Origin of the sequence: Nannocystis exedens (genome assembly GCF_002343915.1) — a bacterium.
GTDB lineage: Bacteria > Myxococcota_A > Polyangia > Nannocystales > Nannocystaceae > Nannocystis > Nannocystis exedens.
The window spans coordinates 9,136,990-9,154,096 of the sequence record NZ_NETK01000001.1; the positions used below are offsets into that span (position 1 = coordinate 9,136,990).

11 protein-coding genes are annotated in these 17,107 nt (G+C 72.1%); 6 read left to right on the top strand and 5 right to left on the bottom strand.

Features of this window, described 5'->3' with window-relative positions; genetic code table 11:
• Positions 1 to 533 precede the first annotated feature (533 nt).
• A complete protein-coding gene (locus NAEX_RS35775; protein ID WP_096331952.1) occupies positions 534 to 2,480 on the bottom strand; it encodes a multicopper oxidase family protein in 1,947 nt (648 codons plus the stop codon).
• A gap of 461 nt (positions 2,481 to 2,941) precedes the next feature.
• Positions 2,942 to 4,087 carry a cysteine desulfurase family protein gene (locus tag NAEX_RS35780; protein ID WP_096331953.1) on the bottom strand — a complete coding sequence of 382 codons (1,146 nt, stop codon included), beginning with the start codon at positions 4,085 to 4,087 and terminating at the stop codon, positions 2,942 to 2,944.
• A 371-nt stretch (positions 4,088 to 4,458) separates the two neighbouring features.
• On the opposite strand from NAEX_RS35780, the gene NAEX_RS35785 reads away from it, so the two are divergent.
• Entirely contained in the window at positions 4,459 to 5,034 is a 576-nt protein-coding gene (locus NAEX_RS35785) for a biopolymer transporter ExbD (RefSeq protein WP_096331954.1), read from the top strand.
• Between the two features lie 541 nt (positions 5,035 to 5,575).
• Positions 5,576 to 6,454, top strand: coding sequence for a DUF3179 domain-containing (seleno)protein (locus tag NAEX_RS35795; protein WP_275937579.1), 879 nt, complete (start codon positions 5,576 to 5,578; stop codon positions 6,452 to 6,454).
• Positions 6,455 to 6,582: 128 nt separating this feature from the next.
• Here NAEX_RS35795 and NAEX_RS35800 read toward each other — a convergent pair whose 3' ends face one another.
• Positions 6,583 to 10,668 carry a serine/threonine-protein kinase gene (locus NAEX_RS35800; RefSeq protein WP_170136285.1) on the bottom strand — a complete coding sequence of 1,362 codons (4,086 nt, stop codon included), beginning with the start codon at positions 10,666 to 10,668 and terminating at the stop codon, positions 6,583 to 6,585.
• Between the two features lie 130 nt (positions 10,669 to 10,798).
• Here NAEX_RS35800 and NAEX_RS35805 point away from each other — a divergent pair, with 130 nt between their 5' ends.
• Entirely contained in the window at positions 10,799 to 11,722 is a 924-nt protein-coding gene (locus NAEX_RS35805; RefSeq protein ID WP_096333840.1) for an FHA domain-containing protein, read from the top strand.
• A gap of 190 nt (positions 11,723 to 11,912) precedes the next feature.
• On the opposite strand, the gene NAEX_RS35810 is transcribed toward NAEX_RS35805, so the two are convergent.
• Positions 11,913 to 13,994 carry a DUF11 domain-containing protein gene (locus NAEX_RS35810; RefSeq protein ID WP_143140722.1) on the bottom strand — a complete coding sequence of 694 codons (2,082 nt, stop codon included), beginning with the start codon at positions 13,992 to 13,994 and terminating at the stop codon, positions 11,913 to 11,915.
• Between the two features lie 129 nt (positions 13,995 to 14,123).
• Here NAEX_RS35810 and NAEX_RS35815 point away from each other — a divergent pair, with 129 nt between their 5' ends.
• The 3 genes from NAEX_RS35815 to NAEX_RS35825 all read left to right on the top strand — a co-directional run bounded on the left by NAEX_RS35815 (position 14,124) and on the right by NAEX_RS35825 (position 16,741).
• Positions 14,124 to 14,375, top strand: coding sequence for a hypothetical protein (locus NAEX_RS35815; protein ID WP_143140723.1), 252 nt, complete (start codon positions 14,124 to 14,126; stop codon positions 14,373 to 14,375).
• A gap of 73 nt (positions 14,376 to 14,448) precedes the next feature.
• Positions 14,449 to 14,661 carry a hypothetical protein gene (locus NAEX_RS35820; RefSeq protein ID WP_143140724.1) on the top strand — a complete coding sequence of 71 codons (213 nt, stop codon included), beginning with the start codon at positions 14,449 to 14,451 and terminating at the stop codon, positions 14,659 to 14,661.
• A 1,072-nt stretch (positions 14,662 to 15,733) separates the two neighbouring features.
• The gene (locus tag NAEX_RS35825; protein ID WP_170136286.1) at positions 15,734 to 16,741 is read left to right on the top strand and encodes a DUF4003 family protein; all 1,008 of its coding nucleotides are present in this window, start codon (positions 15,734 to 15,736) and stop codon (positions 16,739 to 16,741) included.
• Between the two features lie 34 nt (positions 16,742 to 16,775).
• On the opposite strand, the gene NAEX_RS35830 is transcribed toward NAEX_RS35825, so the two are convergent.
• A complete protein-coding gene (locus NAEX_RS35830; RefSeq protein ID WP_096331962.1) occupies positions 16,776 to 16,991 on the bottom strand; it encodes a hypothetical protein in 216 nt (71 codons plus the stop codon).
• Between the last annotated feature and the right edge of the window lie 116 nt (positions 16,992 to 17,107).

Here is a 17,107-nt window from a genome sequence, read left to right on the forward strand (position 1 = left end):
TTCCCCTGGCATCCATCCGCGCGCAGGCCATACCGAGCGTCGTGCCGATCACGGGATGTCCCATGCCCGTGCCCGCGGGTCGACCCTGGATCCACCGGCCCTTCGTGATCGATCTCGACAACCTCGCCTCCCTCCCCCTCGAGTGCGATGGCGGTGCCGCCGTCGCTGACGCCCTGCAGTGACCGGGAGCTTGCCGTCATCGAGGAAAAACGCGCTCATATTCGGCTCGTCTTCGAAGAGAGAAAAGACCTCATCGTGCCCCCGAGGTTGGTACCCCGCGGCCTGCCCGTGACGGGCGCCTTCACACTCCTCACATATTTCGCTTGAAATTCGCAGAGTTCAGAAACGGCGGATTTTCGGGGAAATCGGACGAGCCGTGGCGCTGACGGCATCGAGCGGTGGTTGGGCGCCCATTGGGCGCCGCCGGGCGCCCAACGAACCGCGCGTAGAGTGCGATTGCACGCATGTTCGCGTGCGGCGGCGACCACGTTGACCCGGGCGAGGCCGCAGCGCTCTCGTGGATGCGAGGAGACTCATTCGGCCTCGCAAGTGTCGTCCACCGGCGGCGCCGGGCATGCCGCCTCCTGCACCTCGACGAGCTGCATCATGCCTTCATCCTCGTGCTCCAGGATGTGGCAGTGCAGCACGTACGGTCCCTTGAAGTGCAGGAAGCGCGACAGGAACGTGAGGCTGCCGTCGGCTGGCCCGTTCGTGGGTATGATACACGTGTCGCGCCAGATAGGCTGTGACGGGCTCTTCCCGTTGATGGACGTCACGAGGAACGAGTTGACGTGGATGTGGAAGGGATGAACCGTCGCGCCCGCCTTGGGAGTGACCTTGTTGATGATTGTCCATTCCTCCACGGCCCCGAGGAGGACGCACTGGTCGACGCGGCCCATGCAGAACGTCCTGCCGTCGATGGTGAAGTGGGCTGCTCCGGCATTGTCCAGGGTCACCGCGAATTCGAGCTGGCGCGTGTTTGTGACCTCGTTACCGGGCTTCGACGTGTCGTCGAACGGCGGGTAAAGCGCCGGCGGCGTGAGCACCTGCGGGATCTGAAGGCTCGTGTCCGGCTCCCCCGAGACGACCACGGTGGCGAGGACCTGCGGCCCCCAGCAGACGAAATCGGGGTAGCCGAGCGCCACCATCTGGTAGGTGCCCGCTTCGAATTGGACGAGCATGTCCACGCGGCCCCCCGGGGGGATGACATACTCGACCTCGGAGACGGGGTTGGCGAGCGGCATCTTCAGGGGTGCGCCGTACGTGATCCCGTCCGTCGCGACCTGGTAGTACGTGGCCGACTTCGCTCGCAGCTCGTCCCGGTTGAGCACGGGTGGAACCATGGGCGATGAGGCGCAAGAATAGCCGAACGGATCGTAGTCGGGCTTCGGCAACGACGTCGCGGGGTCCACCTGGTCGTCCGGCACGCGGAGGAAGGCGACGTCCAGCGGAGCACGAAAGCCCGTGTGCAGCAGTCGGAAACGCTGCACCTCGCTCGGGCGCATGCGAATGACCGGATTCAGCTGGCCGTTGATGTGGAAGAAATCCTCGACGCCAGGAGGAAGGGGACCGGCATGGCCCATCTCCCCATACGTCGCGAGGCGGGTCTTTCCGTCGCACGAGTCCTTGGTCTGGATCATGTACTCGCCGACGACGAGGAGCTGCTCCTTGCCCTGCCCCGGCCCGGGCTCGGGGGAAAACAGCCTGTCGAGGTCGTCTCTCTCTTCGTCGCGAATGATGATCGCCCCGACCATGCCGCCCGCCACCTGGATCGCCGTCGATCCGTGCATGTGTGGGTGGTACCAGTAGGTCCCGGCCGGGTGATTGGCCTTCGTCCCGTCCGGCATGGCGATGTCTCGCGGGATATCGAAGACGAAGTCGTAGCTTTCACCGGGGCCGATCGCCAGGAAGACGTCATCTCCGGGCGGGCCGGGGTCGACGTGCAGGCCGTGCGTGTGGAGGTTGGTCGTGTTGTTGTGCGTACCCGCGCCGTGCCCGTGCCCGCCGCCGCCGCCGCCGCCGCCCATGGCGCAGTCCGGGGGGTCCACGGCGCTGCTGTCGTCCGGAAGGTGGTTGATGAGCTTCAGCTTGAGCTGATCGCCCGGGCGGAGCTCGATGCTCGGGCCCGGGACCGTCCCCGTATACGTCGCATCGCCGAAGCTCGACTCCCCACGATTGACCTTGAGGCCAGTGTACGCGCGGGTCATGAACGTATACTGGCCGACCGTCACTTCGGTCTCGGTGATGGTCAGCTCGATATCGAGGACGCCGTCCCGGGAGCGGACACTGGCGGGCGTGAAGAGCTCCTCATTCACGACCGGTTGGGGATTGTCGTCATCGCCCGGACTGCAACCTGTGAGCTCGGGTAGCAACAAGCCAGCGCCGAGCGTGGCGCCCACCGTGAGGAAGCCGCGCCGATCGAGCGTCAGCGCGACATGGGAGCGGTTGTGGCCAGACGAAGGTTTTTTCTGAAAGGTCATGACGCTTCTCGTCGGTCGAGCCTCGGGGTGGATGGGCCCGCCCGGTTCAGGTTCCGTCGGAGGACGACCGGCCGTAGCGAGCCTCAAGGGTGGAGAGCCAGGACCATCCCGTTGCGATCCAAAAAACTTCGAACTTTTTTCGCGCCCTTGCAGGCGACATCTCCGCGCTCGTGCGCCGGTGCGAGCCTCGACGGCGACGCCGGCGGCGGCAGGGCAGCAGAGCCGCCTGCTCGACGGCCTCGAAGCGATGGAGGGGCGCGATCGACTCGTTCGTGAACGGATGGCCGTTCTCGCGCTTCTGGGCTCCCTGCCGCGTAGGATGCACAATCGTTGGGTTGGCGAGAACCCCGACAGGGTAATTTCGACGCGGACAGGGATCCGTCGGGCGAGTCGATCCGGCGGGCATCAGGGCTCGCACTGCGTGCGCCCCCTATGCCGACCTCATGACATGGCGACGGGCTTCAGACGTCGGCCACGATCCGACGCCAGGCGGCGCCGAGGGCAGCGGCGGCGTGCGTCACTTCTTCCTCGGTGGTGCCGCGGCCGAGGGTCAGCCGGACCGAGCCGATCGCCTCGGCCGCGCGCACGCCCATGGCCACGATCACCGCGGAGGCGCTCTCGTGGCCGTCGTGACAGGCCGAGCCGGTCGAGGCGGCCAGCTCGGGCGCGCCGGCCAGCACGGCGGTGCCCGAGGCCCGCGGGAAGCGCACGTTGAGGGTGTTCGGCAGGCGCAGCTCGGGGTGGCCGTTGAGCGCCAGGCCGGGCACCGCGTCGGCCAGGCGCGCCCACAGCAGGTCGCGCAGGCGCTGGACCCGGGCCGCGGTCGCTTCCAGGTCGCGGCCCGCCGTCTCACACGCGACCCCGAGGCCGACGATGCCGGCGACGTTCTCGGTGCCCGGCCGCAGGCCTCGCTCGTGGCCGGCGCCGAGCAGCAGGGGGGCCAGCGGCGTGCCGCGCTTGACGTAGAGGGCGCCGACGCCCTTGGGCGCGTAGAGCTTGTGGCCGGCGATCGACAGCAGGTCGACGCCGAGCTCGCGCACCCGCACGGGGACCTTGCCGAGCGACTGGGCGGCGTCGGTGTGCAGCAGCGCGCCCGCGGCGCGGGCCAGCGGCGCGAGCTCGGCGATCGGCTGGAGCACGCCGGTCTCGTTGTTCGAGTGCATCACCGTGACGAGCGCGGCGCCCCGGGCCAGCGCGGCGCGGGCCTCGTCGAGGCGCGCACGCCCGCCGGCGTCGACGCCGACGCGCGTCACCTGCCAGCCGTGGCGCTCGAGCCAGGCGCACGGCCGCTCGGTGGCCGGGTGCTCGACGGCGGTGGTGACGATCGCGCCGGGCCGCTCGCAGCGCTCGGCGACCCCGCGGATCGCCAGGTTGTTGGCCTCGGTGCCGCCCGAGGTGAACAGCACCTCGTCGTCGTCGCACCCGAGCAGCGCGGCGACCCGGCCGCGCGCCCGCGCCACGGCCTCGCGCGCGTGCCGGCCGTAGACGTGGCCGCTCGACGGGTTGCCGAAGTGCGCGCGCAAGAACGGCAGCATCGCGTCGACGACCTCGGGCAAGAGCGGCGTGGTGGCGTTGTGATCGAGGTAGATGACGGCGTCCGGCTGCACGAGGTCCTCGCGCCGCAGTCTGGGCCGGCCCGGCGTCGCGCGTCAACGCGGCGGCGAGCGCCGGGCGCGGAGGGCGTGCCGGGGCCGGTGAACGTTTCTGTCGCGCGCGTGTAGGATCCTCGGCGGCCGCGGCACTGTACGGACCGGAGCATGCGACCCGTCCCGCACCGTCTCGCTCGGGGCTCGCCTCGCGGCCTGCCAGCAGCCGCACCTCCGCGTCTCTGCGGAGGTGCGGCCGGTGCTCGCCGGGATTATTCATAGTCACTGTGCGGCGCTTTTTGCCGCGATGGCGGCTGGTTCAAGGTTCGTACCGAACCGGCTCGCCGCGCAGGTACGCCTGCCCTTTGGCCTCGTGGAGAGGAGATGACGCGATGCGCAAGAGAGCGAAATTCGTCGAAGAGGAGATCGTGGCCGACCTCCTCCCCGTCATGAATGTCATGTTCCTGCTGGTCCCGCTCCTGCTCCAGGCGATGGAGTTCGCGACCATGGCCTCGGTCAACGTCGCGCCGCCGCGCTTCACCGCCGAACGGTCCGAGGCCAAGCAGGAGGACTCGCCCCAGGACAAGCCGCTCAACCTCAAGGTGATCGTCCTCGAGGACGGCTTCCGGATCTCGGCCGACGGCCAGCAGGACGGCGCCGAGGCCGGCAAGGGGACCGACTCCAAGGCGCCGACGATCCCGTTGGCGAAGCCCGGCACGCCGCTCACCGACTACGACCGCTACGACTATGGAGCGCTCGAGCAGAAGGCGAAGAGCTACAAGGATCTGTTCCCGAACGAGACGACCGTGACCATCTCCGCGGAGGGCAATGTCCCGATGCAGGCCCTGATCTCCACGATGGACGCGCTCGCCGGGCGCACGTGCAAGCTCGGCAGGGCGCTCAAGGGCGAGAACATCCCGGCGGACTGCTACTTCTGGCAACCGATCGTGGAAGGGGGGGCCGGCTGAACCCGGGGGCGTGTTCCTCTGCTTGTCCAAAAACGATGGCCCGAGTTCGTCCGGGGCGTGGCGACCCGCGGCGACGCGAAGCAGGCGCCCCGTGGGGGCGAGAACGGCAGGATGGAGGCCGCGGCGGAGCGGTCGGCGGACATCATCCACCCCGGCGACGGGGCCATGCGGGGCCTGCAGAAACAATGGGCGGAACCGAGGGGCGGGTATAGGATCACGAGCCATGCCCACCTCGACCCGGCGCCCCTTCGTCCTCCTCGGCCTCGGTGCCGTGCTCCTCGCCGCGGCGACGCTCATCACGCCGTTGTGGGTGATGCGCCCGTTCCGCCCGCAGGGGCCGACCGAGCTGGCGGTCGCGCTGTGGGTGCTGCGCTTCGGGCCGTGGCTGCTCCTTGGGGCAGGTCTCCTGGCCGTCGCTGCGGTGGTGCGCGCATGGCCCGGCGGGTGGTGGCGGCGGAGCGGCGCGGTGGCGATGCTGCTGTTGACGCTCGGCGCGGGCGGGCTGTCGCGGATCAACGTGTTCGAGAAGATGTTCGAGCCGATGCCGGCGCCGCGCTTCGCGGGGGCGAGCGAGTCGAGCTTGCCCGACGATGCGATCGTGATGGCGGTGCGCGTGGGCGCGGCGGCGCGGGCGTACCCGGTCGAGGTGATGGCCTACCATCACGTGCTCAACGACGTCGTCGGTGATCAGCCGATCGGGGTGACATATTGAACGCTCTGCCACACTGGTCTAGTGTGGGCGCGGACAATCCAGGGCAAGACGCTGACGTTCCACCTCGCGGGGATCCACAACCAGAACTTCCTGATGCGCGACGAGGAGACGGGGAGCTTCTGGCAGCAGGTCAGCGGGGAGTGCATCGCCGGGCCGATGAAGGGGGCGCAGCTCGAGCGGGTCCACAACGACGAGCTGACGGTCGCGCGCTTCCGGGTCGAATCACCGGCGGGGCAGGTGCTCCTCGGCGAACCTGGCCGTATGAACAGCTACGAGCGCGACTGGGAGCCGGGGATCGACCCGCTGCCGACGGTCGTCGACACGAGCGACTCGCCGCTGCCTCCGCGGGCGCTCGTCGCTGGGATCGTGGTGGGCGGGCAGGCGCGCGCGTACGAGGCGAGCCGATTGGAGGCGGAGCGGGTGATCCTCGACGAGATCGGGAACGTCCCGATCCTGTTGTGGTCAGGCGGCGGGCGAATGCTGCGAGCGTTTGATCGGCGAATCGACGGCAGGCCGCTCCTGCTCGCACCCACCGACGCCGAGCACCTCCGTGACGCCGATGCTGGAAGCCTGTGGGATTTCCGCGGCTGCGCGATCGAGGGCCCCCATGCGCGCTCGAACGCGTGCATGGTCACCCTACCTGTTCTATGGGACTATTGGTTTGACTGGAGGGAATATCATCCCGCGACCAGTATCTATGGGAGATGAGAGGCAAGGTGTTCGTGATGGACACGGAGGATAACCCGGCTCGAACTGCGAGCGCGTGCCGACGTGGCTGCAGCCGCCTTCGTCGTGTCGGCGGGATGGATGAGGTCAGGCCCCGGCCCCGGCTGGCCTCACGGTCCCACGTCGGTGAGCAAGCCGGCGAGCGCCGGATCGGCGAGCATCCGCTCGCGGGTCCGCTCCGGGGTGACGCTGCGGTGGACCGCCGCCTGCACGTGCATCCGGGCCTGCGTCGGCGACTCCGGGGCCAGCAGGCGCGCGAGCGCGGCGTGGACGTCGGCGAGCTCCTCGTCCTCGTCCTCGTCCTCGGTCGGGTCCGCGAGCTCGAGCGCCGCCTCGAGATCGCGGATCGCCGCGGCGGTCCGGCCCTCGGACATCGCCAGGAGCCCGCGCAGCGCCAGCAACCGGGCGAGCGCCGCGTATTCGTCGGGGTTCGTCGGGGTCGCCGCAGCGAGCGCGTGCAGCCCGGCGAGCGCGGCCGGGCGGACCTCGCCGTCGCGGAGGTGGGCCCGCAGCCCGGACCAGATCTCGACCATTGCCGGCAGCAGCGGCGCGCCGACGCCGACCAGCGCGGCCGCGACGAGCGGGCGCGTGCGGACGAGGAGGGCGAGGTCGGCCCGCGCCGCCGGGTCGAGCAGGACAGGGGCGGCGAGCACGGCGGCTCGCTCGAGCGCCGCGAGGTCGCCGAGGCGATCGTGCGTGACCAGCCGGATCGCGTGCTCGCGCGCCGTGGTCGCCGACATGTCCGAAAGGACAGCAGCAGCCGCCGCCGGGTCGTCGTCGACGAGGTGCCGGGCCGCGGCGTCCCACGCGGTCTCGGGGGACGGCGCGGCGAGGCGGGCGCCGTGGACCCGGATCTCCCGCAACGCGCCCTTGGCCAGCGCCGGCCGCTGGTGGGTGGACCGGGCCGAGACGACGAAGCGCAGCGCGGCGCCGGGCGAAGGCATATCGGCGGCGGTCCAGCGGCCCTTCACGCCGTCGGCCGCACACTCGACGGTGCCGTCGGCGAACCACGCGACGCGCGCGACGACTCGCCCCGGGGTCGCAGCCGAGGCGATGTGTTGCTGGCCGAGGAGGGAGCTCCCCTGGTCGCCGATGCGGCACGAGATGCCGCGATGGAGCGATCGCTCGTCGGCGCTGCCGCACACGGCGATGGCCAGCCACTCCGCGCCGTGCTCGTCGTCGACGCCGATCGTCAGGCAGCCCGCGCTCTCGAGCCACGACGTCTCGACCTCGGCCTCGAAGGCCAGCGCCGACCCGTCCCACGCCAGCGAGACCTCGGCGAGCGGGGCTGGACCGGCGGCGGCGGCGACCTCCAGGCGCTCGCCGACCGGGTCGCGCCGCAGCCCCGCGGGGCGGACGAATCGCCACGCCTCGAGGTCGGGGTCGAGCACGACGCCGACGCGCACGAGCGGGTCCAGGCGCGCGACGAGCCGGCGCGCCTCGGCGACGGCGGCGGCGTCGGCCTGCGGATCGCCGGCGAGCGCAGTCGCGGCGGCGTGCGCCTCGGACCAGCGGCCGAGGCGGGTCAGGGCCGCGGCGCGGCGGGCCAGCGGGCGCGGGCCGGCGAGGCCGCGGTCGATCGCCTCGGCTTGCGCATCGTCGCCGACGGCGGTCCACAGCGCCGCGGCCCGGTCCAGCAGGTGGTGGCGAAGCTGCGGCTCGCCGGCCATCGCCGCGAGGTCGACGAACGCCGTCGCCGCGTCGGCGGACCGGCCCATGGCCGCCAGCGCCTCGGTGCGGGCGACGCGATCGGCCAGCCACGCGTCGGCGATGTCCGGCGGGGCGACGGCCTCCGCGGCGGTCCGCAGGTCGGGCGGCGCCTGGTCGCCGGCGCCGAGGACCCACGCGTCGAGGCCCGGCAACATCCGCACGACCACCTCGTCGGCCGCATCGGCGTCGAACTGGACCGCGGCCCAAGGGTCGATACCACCGATCGTCCGCCACGATGCCTGCCCGCCCACGTCGCGCACGATCCGCATCCCGTACTGCTGCCCGAACTTCCCGGGATGCAGCAGCTCGTCGGTTCCGTCGCCGTCCAGGTCGGCGGCGAGCAGACGCTCGGTGGTCTGCGGCACCAAGGCCTCGATCGCGGGCATCGCCGTGGTGCCGATTTCCGTCAGCGCCGCGCCGGTCCACACGAACACCGTGTAGGCCGCGTCCTGGGCGACGACCACCGCGCGCGACGAACCGCGGCGGATCCCCGCCACCGCGCGCGCACCGGCGAGCGCCCGCCGGTCCACCAGCTCGAGCTCCCCGCGCGCGTCGGCCTGGAACACCCGGACGTCGTCGGCAGGCGAGTCGAACGCCGCGACCAGCTCGTCGCGGCCGTCGCCGTCGAGGTCGCCGCTCCACCCGTCGATCAGCGCCGCGCCGGTGCGGTGGGTCCCCGCGTGCGCCGGGCGGGCGCCGAGCGAGGGCGGGTCCGCGAGCCGCCAGAACCCCTGGTGCGGCCAGACGTGCGAGTACACGGACGCCACCCGCCCGTCGGCCAGCCGCAGCCCCGCGTTGGCGGCGATCACGTGCTCGGTCCGCCACAGTTCGACCGCCGGCGCGGCGAGGTCGACGACCTGCCAGGCGTCGCGCGCCGCCAGGGTCGTCCCGGGGAACACGGGGAAGCTGCCGGCCGCCCGGCCGATCGTCGCCAGCGAGCGATCCAGCAGCCGCGTGTCCTGGTACCCGCTCACCGCCGCGAACGCCGCCGGGCCGCCGGGGCCGAGCGCGTCGAACCGGTGAATCAGCCACCCGAGCGGCTGCCCGCGGGCCAGCGCTGCCAGCGGCGCCCGCCATGGGTCGTCCGGCGCGAGCGAGTCGACCGCGCCGGCGCCGTCCCGCAGGCCGAGCGCGGCGATCGCCGCGTGCCCGTCGACCGTCGGATCGCCGAGCCCGCGCGCCCGCTGCTCCGCGACCACGCGGGCCAGCTCCGGCGCGTCGCCCCGCGCGGCGAACACCGCGGCCAGCGCCCGCATCGCCGCCGCGACGTCGCCCGGGTCCGTCGCCTCGACGTACGCGCGCGCGTAGGCGGCGAGCGCCTCCTCGATCCGCCGGTCGGCCAGCGCCCGGTCCCCGCGCAGCAGCCACGCCCGCCCGAGCGCCCGCGTGCGGCGGTGGTCCGGCTCGGCGATGAACCCCGAGAGCGCCGGCTCCGGCGCGTCCGCGGCGGCGATCGCCGCCATCCGGTCCGCGGCCGTGGCCTCGCGCTCGGCCCGGTCCCACCACCCGTGCAGCGCGACCCCGCCGAGCGCCAGGACGCCGGCGATCAGCGCCGCCGCTGCGGTCCGGCCGGCGATCCGACGCTGCCGTCGCCGTGCCATCGCCGCCTCGATCGCGTCGAGCAGCGCGTGCATCGTCGGCCAGCGCGCGGCGGGCCGCGGGTCGAGCCCCCGTTCCACGAGCGGGGCGAGCCACCCGGGTACCGTCCCGGCCACCGCCCCGTGCCGCAGCGTCGCGCGCACCGTGTCGGCGTCGGCGTCGGGCGGCGGGCTCTTGCCGGTGAACAGCTCGCAGACCACGACGCAGTACCCGTAGATGTCGCTCACGACCCCGGCGGGCCGGCCTTCGCGCTGCTCCGGCGCCATGTATCCCGGGGTCCCGAGCACGGCGCCGACGACCGTGGCGTGCGGGACCGGAGCGCCGCTCTCCACCGCGAGGTCGCGCGCGTCCAGGCGGGCGAGGCCGAAGTCCATGACGCGCACGCGGCCGTCTTCGCCGACCATCACGTTGTCGGGTTTGAAGTCGCGGTGGACGAGCCCGCGGTCGTGCGCCGCCGCCAGCCCGCGACCGGCCTGCAGCGCGACCTCGAGGCGCACGTCGACGGCGGGTCGGTGCGCGCGCAGCCAGTCGCGCAGCGTGTCGCCGACGACCAGCTCCATCGCCAGGTAGACGCGGCCCTCGTGCTCGCCGGCCTCGTGGATCGTCACGACGTTCGGGTGGGACAGGCGGGCCAGCGCTTGCGCCTCGCGCAGCAGGCGGGCCTGCGCCGTCGGGCGGGCGTCGGGCGTGCCGAGCAGCTTGAGCGCGACGCGGCGCCCGAGCAGCTCGTCGCGCGCCAGGTGGACCTCGCCCATGCCGCCGCGTCCGAGCATGCCGAGCAGCGTGTAGCGGCCGATCCGCGCGGGCGCCGGGAGGCCCTGCGCCCGCGGTCCCGTCCCCGAGCTCACCGTCGCAGCCGTCGGTCGCTCGTTCTCGTCGCGGAGCATCACGGGAGCGCGCGAACTCGTCGCGGACGACGAGCTCCGGCAGCCTATCACGCAGCGCCCGCCCCAGGCCGCGGTCGCGATCGCGCGTCCTGGACGGCCTCCTCGCCGCCCGTCATAGTCATGGCGAGCCGTGGGGCGTCTGACGACCAGCAGCGGTGATTGCGCGTGGCAGCTGCGTGAGCGCAACATCCTCGGACGCTCGCGAAAGTGCACGATCCAGCTGCTCGCGCCCTCCGTGTCCGGCGAGCACGCCCTCCTGCGCTGGGCCGGCGGCCACTGGCATCTTCAGGACCTCCACAGCCGCAACGGCGTGTTCGTCGCCGGCCGGCGCCTGGCCCCCGACGAGCGGTTCGCCCTCGGTCCCGGCGCCGAGATCGGCCTCGGGGAGCCCGGCGGCCTCGTGCTCGTCGACGCCGGCCCGCCCGACGCGTTCGCCGTCCCCGAGGGCGGTCGCGAAGTGCTCGTCGCGGAGGCCGGCCTCTTGACCCTGCCGGATCCGTCCGATCCCGCGACGATCTACCGCGGACCGCACGGGTGGTACCTCGAGCACGCCGGCAACGTCCGCGAGGTCCACGACGACGAAGTCGTCCGGATCGGCGACGTCGCCTGGCAGCTCGCCCTCCCCGAGTCGCTGCCGCCCACCGCCGAGGCCACCGAGGCGCCGCGGAAGATCGCCGACCTGCGCCTGCACTTCGCCGTCCGGCCCGGCACGGAGTACGTCGAGCTCGTCGCCTTCCACGGCGCGTCCGCGCTCGACTTCAAGGCCCGGACCTGCCACTACCCGCTGCTGCTGCTCGCGCGCGAGCGCCTGCGTCACGGCCGTCTGGCGCCCGCGCAGCAGGGCTGGGTCCTCCAGGAGGAGCTGCTCATGGCCCTGCAGGTCGACCGCAACCAGCTCTATGTCGACATCCACCGCCTGCGTCAGCAATTCGCCCAGGCCGGCGTGGTGGACGCGGCCCGGATCGTCGAACGCCGGCCGGGAACCCGGCAACTGCGGATCGGCACGGCGCACCTCGAGATCGTGCAACTCGATCGCCCCCTCGCTTCCGGATGAGAGCAGCGACGATCGGCTGCCCAGCGCGGTCGGAAGCACGGGCTCACGTCGGCGCGTCCGCGGACCCGACCCGATCGTCAACCTGTCTCTTGCGACAGCCGACACCGCGGGACCCGCCGGCTCCGCATCGACGGGACGGACCGCGAGCTCGCCGAACACCGCCTGGAGGGCCGAGCCGCCGACCCGAGCGTCACGTCGAGGTCCGGCGACGCCGCCTGGCCGCGATGACGCCGGCGAGCAGCAGCAGGCCGCCCGCGTCGGGGCCGCGAGCGTCGCAGCCGCAGCCGGCGTCGCCCGCACCGGCCGGGCCCGTGTCGGTCTCGCCGGTGGCGCCGGAGCCGGTGCTCGAGCCGCCGTCGTCGGTCCCGCCCGTCGAGCCGTCATCGCCGGTCGACGAGTCGCCGCCCGACATCGAGTCGCCGCCCGACATCGAGTCGCCACCGGAGGCCGAGCTGGTCGGGATCTCGCCGGTCGTCGACGGCTCGCCGGTCGTCGTGTCGGTGTCGCAGCCCTCGTCGATCTCCTCGTCGCAGTCGTTGTCGAGGCCGTCGTCGCACAGCTCGGCGTCGGCGGGCGTGCAGGTGCAGGCGTGGCCCACGGGGTCGCAGATCCAGCCGGCGGTGCAGTGGCCGTCGTCGACGCAGCCGACGCACGCGCTGGGCTCGCTCGCGGTGTCGCAGTGGGGCAGGTCCGGGTCGGTGCACTGCGCGTCGGTCTCGCACGGATCGACGAACACCGAGGTCGGCGCGCCCGGGAAGTTGCCGTCGCCGGTCGGCGTCGAGGCCGGCTCGGCGCCGAGCAGGCCGGCCGCGCCGATGAGGGCCTGATTGTCGATCTGCCCGGAGCTGTCGGCGTCGATGGTCACGCGGAACTTCACCGTGGCGGACGCATCGATCGCCAGCGACCCGCCGGCGGTCTCGTTGGCGCCCTCACCGAGGCGGACGACCAGCGAGTTCGTGTTCGCGTCGTACTCGCCCTGGTCGTCGCCCGCGGCGTCGGTCTTGGCGCCGGCGTTGTCGCCCGCGGCGATCTCGAGCGAGCCCGGCACGTAGGTCACGCCGGTCGGCAGCGGGTCGGTGAGGGCGACCTCGATCGCCACGTCGCTGCCGGTGTTGAGCACCTCGATCGTGTACTCGAGCTCGTCGCCGGCCACGAGCGCGCCGCCGTTCACGTCGACGGCCGTCTTGATCGACGTCGTGAAGTCGGGCCGGAGGTCGGAGATCGAGGTGATGAAGCCGGACAGGAAGTACTGGTCGCCCATGGTGCTCGCCGTCAACATCGCCTGGGTCTGCCCCGCCGTGAGCTTGGCGGTAACGTCGACGGTGTCGAGGTCGAGGCCCGACATCGAGTTCGGCGCGCCGGTGAGCTGGGGGAGGTCGCCGGGGACCGACAGCGGCGCGCCGAGCTGCGAGCGCGTGCTGTTGAAGAAGTTGTTGGCCGGGTTTATGCCGTTGCCGAGGGCCGGACCGCCCCCGAAGAAGAACTGGTCGCCCTGGAGGCCGATGTCGCCCTCGAAGGCGACCAGGCCGAGCTTGCCCTCGATCCCGCCGTCGGGGACCAGGAACCCCTCGAGCAGGATGTCGAGGGACGCATTGGTGGCCACCAGGTCGAACCCGTCGAACACCGCGAGGTTGCGCGTCGGCTCGCCCGGGTCCTGGTAGAGGACGACCATCCACCAGCCGGCGAAGGTCCCCTCGTTGTTGACGTTCGTCAGCGTGGAGGTGTCGACCCCGCCGACCCGGTAGGACCCGGCGCCGTGCTGCTGGACCAGGTCCGTGACGTCGGCGCTGCACTGGTAGGCGTCGAACGGGGTGATCACGCAGTGCATCGAGCCGTCGATGTCGGCCGAGAACACGCCCGGGCGGTCGAGCGTGACGATGCCGTCGGACCCGGGGTCGTCGATGGAGGCGGCCCAGTAGAGGAACGCGTGCGAGGCGGCGGCGCCCGGCGGGAGCTCGAGGAGCGCCGAACTGCGGGCATCGGCGGGCGCGACCGCCAGGTTGGCCTCGGCCTCGCCAGGGCTCGGCGAGTCGGCGCGCCAGTGCACGTCGATCGCGGCGTCGCCCGTGTTCGTGCCGCACATCCCGACGGCGCCGACCACCGGCATCGGCACGTTCGGGGCGCAGTTGTGCCCGAGCGTGTTGCCGATGAGCGCGAAGTCGCCGCGCTGGGTGACCTGCACTCGCAGCGCCGGCGCCGCCTCGGCGCCGGCCACCAGCCCCAACCAACCCGCGATCGCGGGCAGACCCACTCCAAGACCAATCTTTCGCACGACGGTGACTCCGGAACGGCGTCATCGACCCTACCGTCAGCGCGGGGCGAGGAAATTACAGGCAAATTACAGCCGCTGCCGGTGCGCCTCGGGGAGGTGCCGGTCGTGCTGGGGTCGGGCGCTGGACGGATGCTGCGGGTGTTCGACCGCCGCGTCGACGGCAAGGCGCTGCTGCTCGCGCCGGCAGACGCGGAACACCTGCGCGACGCGGAGACGGGGAGCTTGTGGGACTTCCGCGGCTGCGCGGTCGAAGGCCCGCAGGCGACCGCGATGGGGCTCCACGCGTTGGGACGTCCAGAATGGCCGCGTCGAGCATGCCGCGCGCATGCAGCCGGGTTCAAAAGCGGCTCTGAGCCGCTTTGCTCGATAATTGTCATGTGATGCAGAGCACCATTCCTCCTTGCTGCGCCGGCAGCCCCAGATACTCGTTTCTGAACAGAAACAGGAGTCGACCATGTCCCGAGAGAGCGGCCAAAATTTCCCCATCAATAAGGCATTCGAGGTCAATGGTACCATTTACTTTAATGAAGAGGGGAGCGCCTACATCATCCTGAAGCCGGACTTCGGGCTGCCCATTGGCACGAAGATTCGTCGTGCCCGGAGGGATGACTATATTGAGATCATCCCCGCCCCGGGGAGCGAGAAGAACGGGCATGCCATTATTTAGGCGATCCACGGCTCGGTCGTGCCCGTTCGTTGCCGTGGTGCTGGGGGCGGATGGCCGCGTATTTCATCACCGCGTCCTCCTGCGCCCGGGGTCCGCGGCCGTCGAGCTGGTCCGGTCGAGCAGCTCCACGGGCGCGTCGTCCCCATCTCGGGGCAGTGATGGGCAGCGTACAGCTCGCGCTCGCCGTATGTCCCTTCGAGCACATCGAGGGTTTCGTAGCGCACCACCACCACCCTATGAAGAATGCCGCAGTCGGCCGTGTGCTTCGGCTCGACCAGCTTCGCCACGACCTCGAGCGGCGCGGGGGTCGGGTCGGGCGGTGCGCTCTCCGGAGGAGGCGGCGAAAGGCCCGCCTGCGGCTCGCTCGTCGCTGTCGTCGGTGCCGGCGGCGCCTGCTCGTCGTGCCGTCGGGCCGTGGCCGTGGCCTCGTGCACGGGGAGCCTCGGAGGTCGCCCGGGCGCTACGGCAGGCGTCGACGCGAGCGTCGTCGCTGCCGGCTCCGGCGCGCACTCGATCGCCGAGGCTGCAGGTGAGGGACGAGGCCAGCGCGAGACGCCCGGCGAGAGGAAGCACGCGCGGGTCGGGATGATTGCGACCGGCCGCGGCTCGGGGAGCGTGTCGGGGTCACTGTCCGGGATGCGTGGAATGTCGGGCCCTCATGGGGCTACCACGGCTCGGCGATAATAATGCGATCAGGGCGAGGGCGAGACCAAGCCGGACGGCGGAGGGGAGCACCGGGAGAACGTAGCAGTCCGCGCGCACGGGCCTCCCGCGGAGCGCGGCGATGAGCGGCCGTCGCGGTCGCGACGGCTGTGGCCGGTGGAAGCTGCGAACCTCCGCGCATCGCTCGCTGCCGGGCTCGAGGGGATGCCCGCGGAGATCCGCGGCGTTGCCCTCGACGGATTCATCCCGCGACCGCGCTCATCGCCGCAGCGAGCGCGAGGCGGGCCACGGCGGGCAGATCGCACTCGGCCGAGTTCGGCCGCTGGCGACCACGCGCGTGTGCCCGGTCGCACGACGCGGGCGGCGCGAAGGCCGGCCGCGGGGCGCGGACGGGGTTACCCTCGGGTCCATGCCGTTTCGCAACCTCGAAGGTGACTCCGGCTTCGTGGTGCCCGCCGACCCGCTGGCGCGCTTCGACGAGCTGTTGACCGCGCTCGACGCCGGCCGCGGGTGGATGCAGGACAAGGCGGCGATCCGCCTCGCGGCGATCACCCTGCTCGTGACCCCGGGCGACGCCAAGAGGATCGCGGCGTCGACCCGCACGGCCAGCGCGGTGCTCGGCGAGCGGCTCGGGTGGTTCTCCGGCGTCGACGAGTCGGTCCGCCTGGTCATCGCGGCCCACCTGGTCAAGGCGGACGACCACCCCGAAGCGTTCGTCGACGAGCTCGAGCGCGTGCGCGGGATGTTTCGCGCCGACAAGCTGCGCCGCGGCGGCGTGTACGAGGTCCTCGCGGTGCTGGTCCTGCGCCGCCTGTTCGGCAAGATCGAGCCGGAGCACGTCGAGCGCTTCCACGAGATCTACGACGCGATGAAGGCCCACCACTGGTGGCTGACCGGACCCGAGGACTTCCCGGCCTGTGCCATGCTGGCCGCTCGCCCGGAGGAGCCGGCGGCGATCGGCACCGGCACCGACGCGATCTACAGGGCTTTGCATGAGCAGGCTGGCCTGTCGCGCGGCGACCCGCTGCAGACTGCCGCCCACATCCTGTACCTCGGCGGGCTCGAGGCGCCGGTGATCGTCGAGCGCTTCAGCGGGCTGCTCGCGGCGTTTCGGGCCGCGGGCGCGAAGATCGGGACCGGCGAGTACGACGAGGTGGCGATCCTCAGCTTCGTCGCCCTGCCGGCGGCGAGCATCGTCGCCACGGTGCGGGAGCTGGAGGCCGGCCTGCGCGCCCGCCTCAAGTGGTTGAGCGAGCGCGACGCCCTCAGCCTCGGCGCCAGCCTGGCGTTCGTCCGCCTCGCCGGCGCCTCGGGCGAGCTCGGGACGCTGGCCGACGCCAAGCTGCTGCTCGACATGCAGACGATCGTCACGGCCCGCCAGACCGCCTCGATCGCGGCGATCAGCGCGACCACCTGAGCGCCCGCGATGGCCGTCGGCGGCACACCGGCGGTCAGTAATGTTCGCAGACGCCGTTGCTGCAGACCCGGATCAACTGCCAGCCCGAGCTGCAGAGGTAGGTCTCCTCGCGGGTGTGCGTCTGGTTCCACGTGCTCACGATCTCCCCCTCGTTGCTGGCGGTGCAGGCCTTGGTGGGCTGGGCGGCGAGGGCGGTGTTGGCGAGAATGACGCCGACGGCGAACGAAAGGATGAATGCGAGCTTCTTCATGGTGGGTTCCTCGTGCGGGCTGACGAACGCCGGGGCGGAATCGCCGGGACGGCGGATTCGTGCGAGTCGTGAACCACGCTCACGGCCGCGCCCCGTAAGTTCAGTGTGGCCATTGT

Bases quoted from the DNA above. Each gene is read 5' to 3' on its own strand.
- NAEX_RS35775 (WP_096331952.1), bottom strand. From the start codon at position 2,480: ATGACCTTTCAGAAAAAACCTTCGTCTGGCCACAACCGCTCCCATGTC.
- NAEX_RS35785 (WP_096331954.1), top strand. From the start codon at position 4,459: ATGCGCAAGAGAGCGAAATTCGTCGAAGAGGAGATCGTGGCCGACCTC.
- NAEX_RS35800 (WP_170136285.1), bottom strand. From the start codon at position 10,668: ATGCTCCGCGACGAGAACGAGCGACCGACGGCTGCGACGGTGAGCTCG.
- NAEX_RS35815 (WP_143140723.1), top strand. From the start codon at position 14,124: ATGCTGCGGGTGTTCGACCGCCGCGTCGACGGCAAGGCGCTGCTGCTC.
- NAEX_RS35820 (WP_143140724.1), top strand. From the start codon at position 14,449: ATGTCCCGAGAGAGCGGCCAAAATTTCCCCATCAATAAGGCATTCGAG.
- NAEX_RS35825 (WP_170136286.1), top strand. From the start codon at position 15,734: ATGCCGTTTCGCAACCTCGAAGGTGACTCCGGCTTCGTGGTGCCCGCC.
- NAEX_RS35830 (WP_096331962.1), bottom strand. From the start codon at position 16,991: ATGAAGAAGCTCGCATTCATCCTTTCGTTCGCCGTCGGCGTCATTCTC.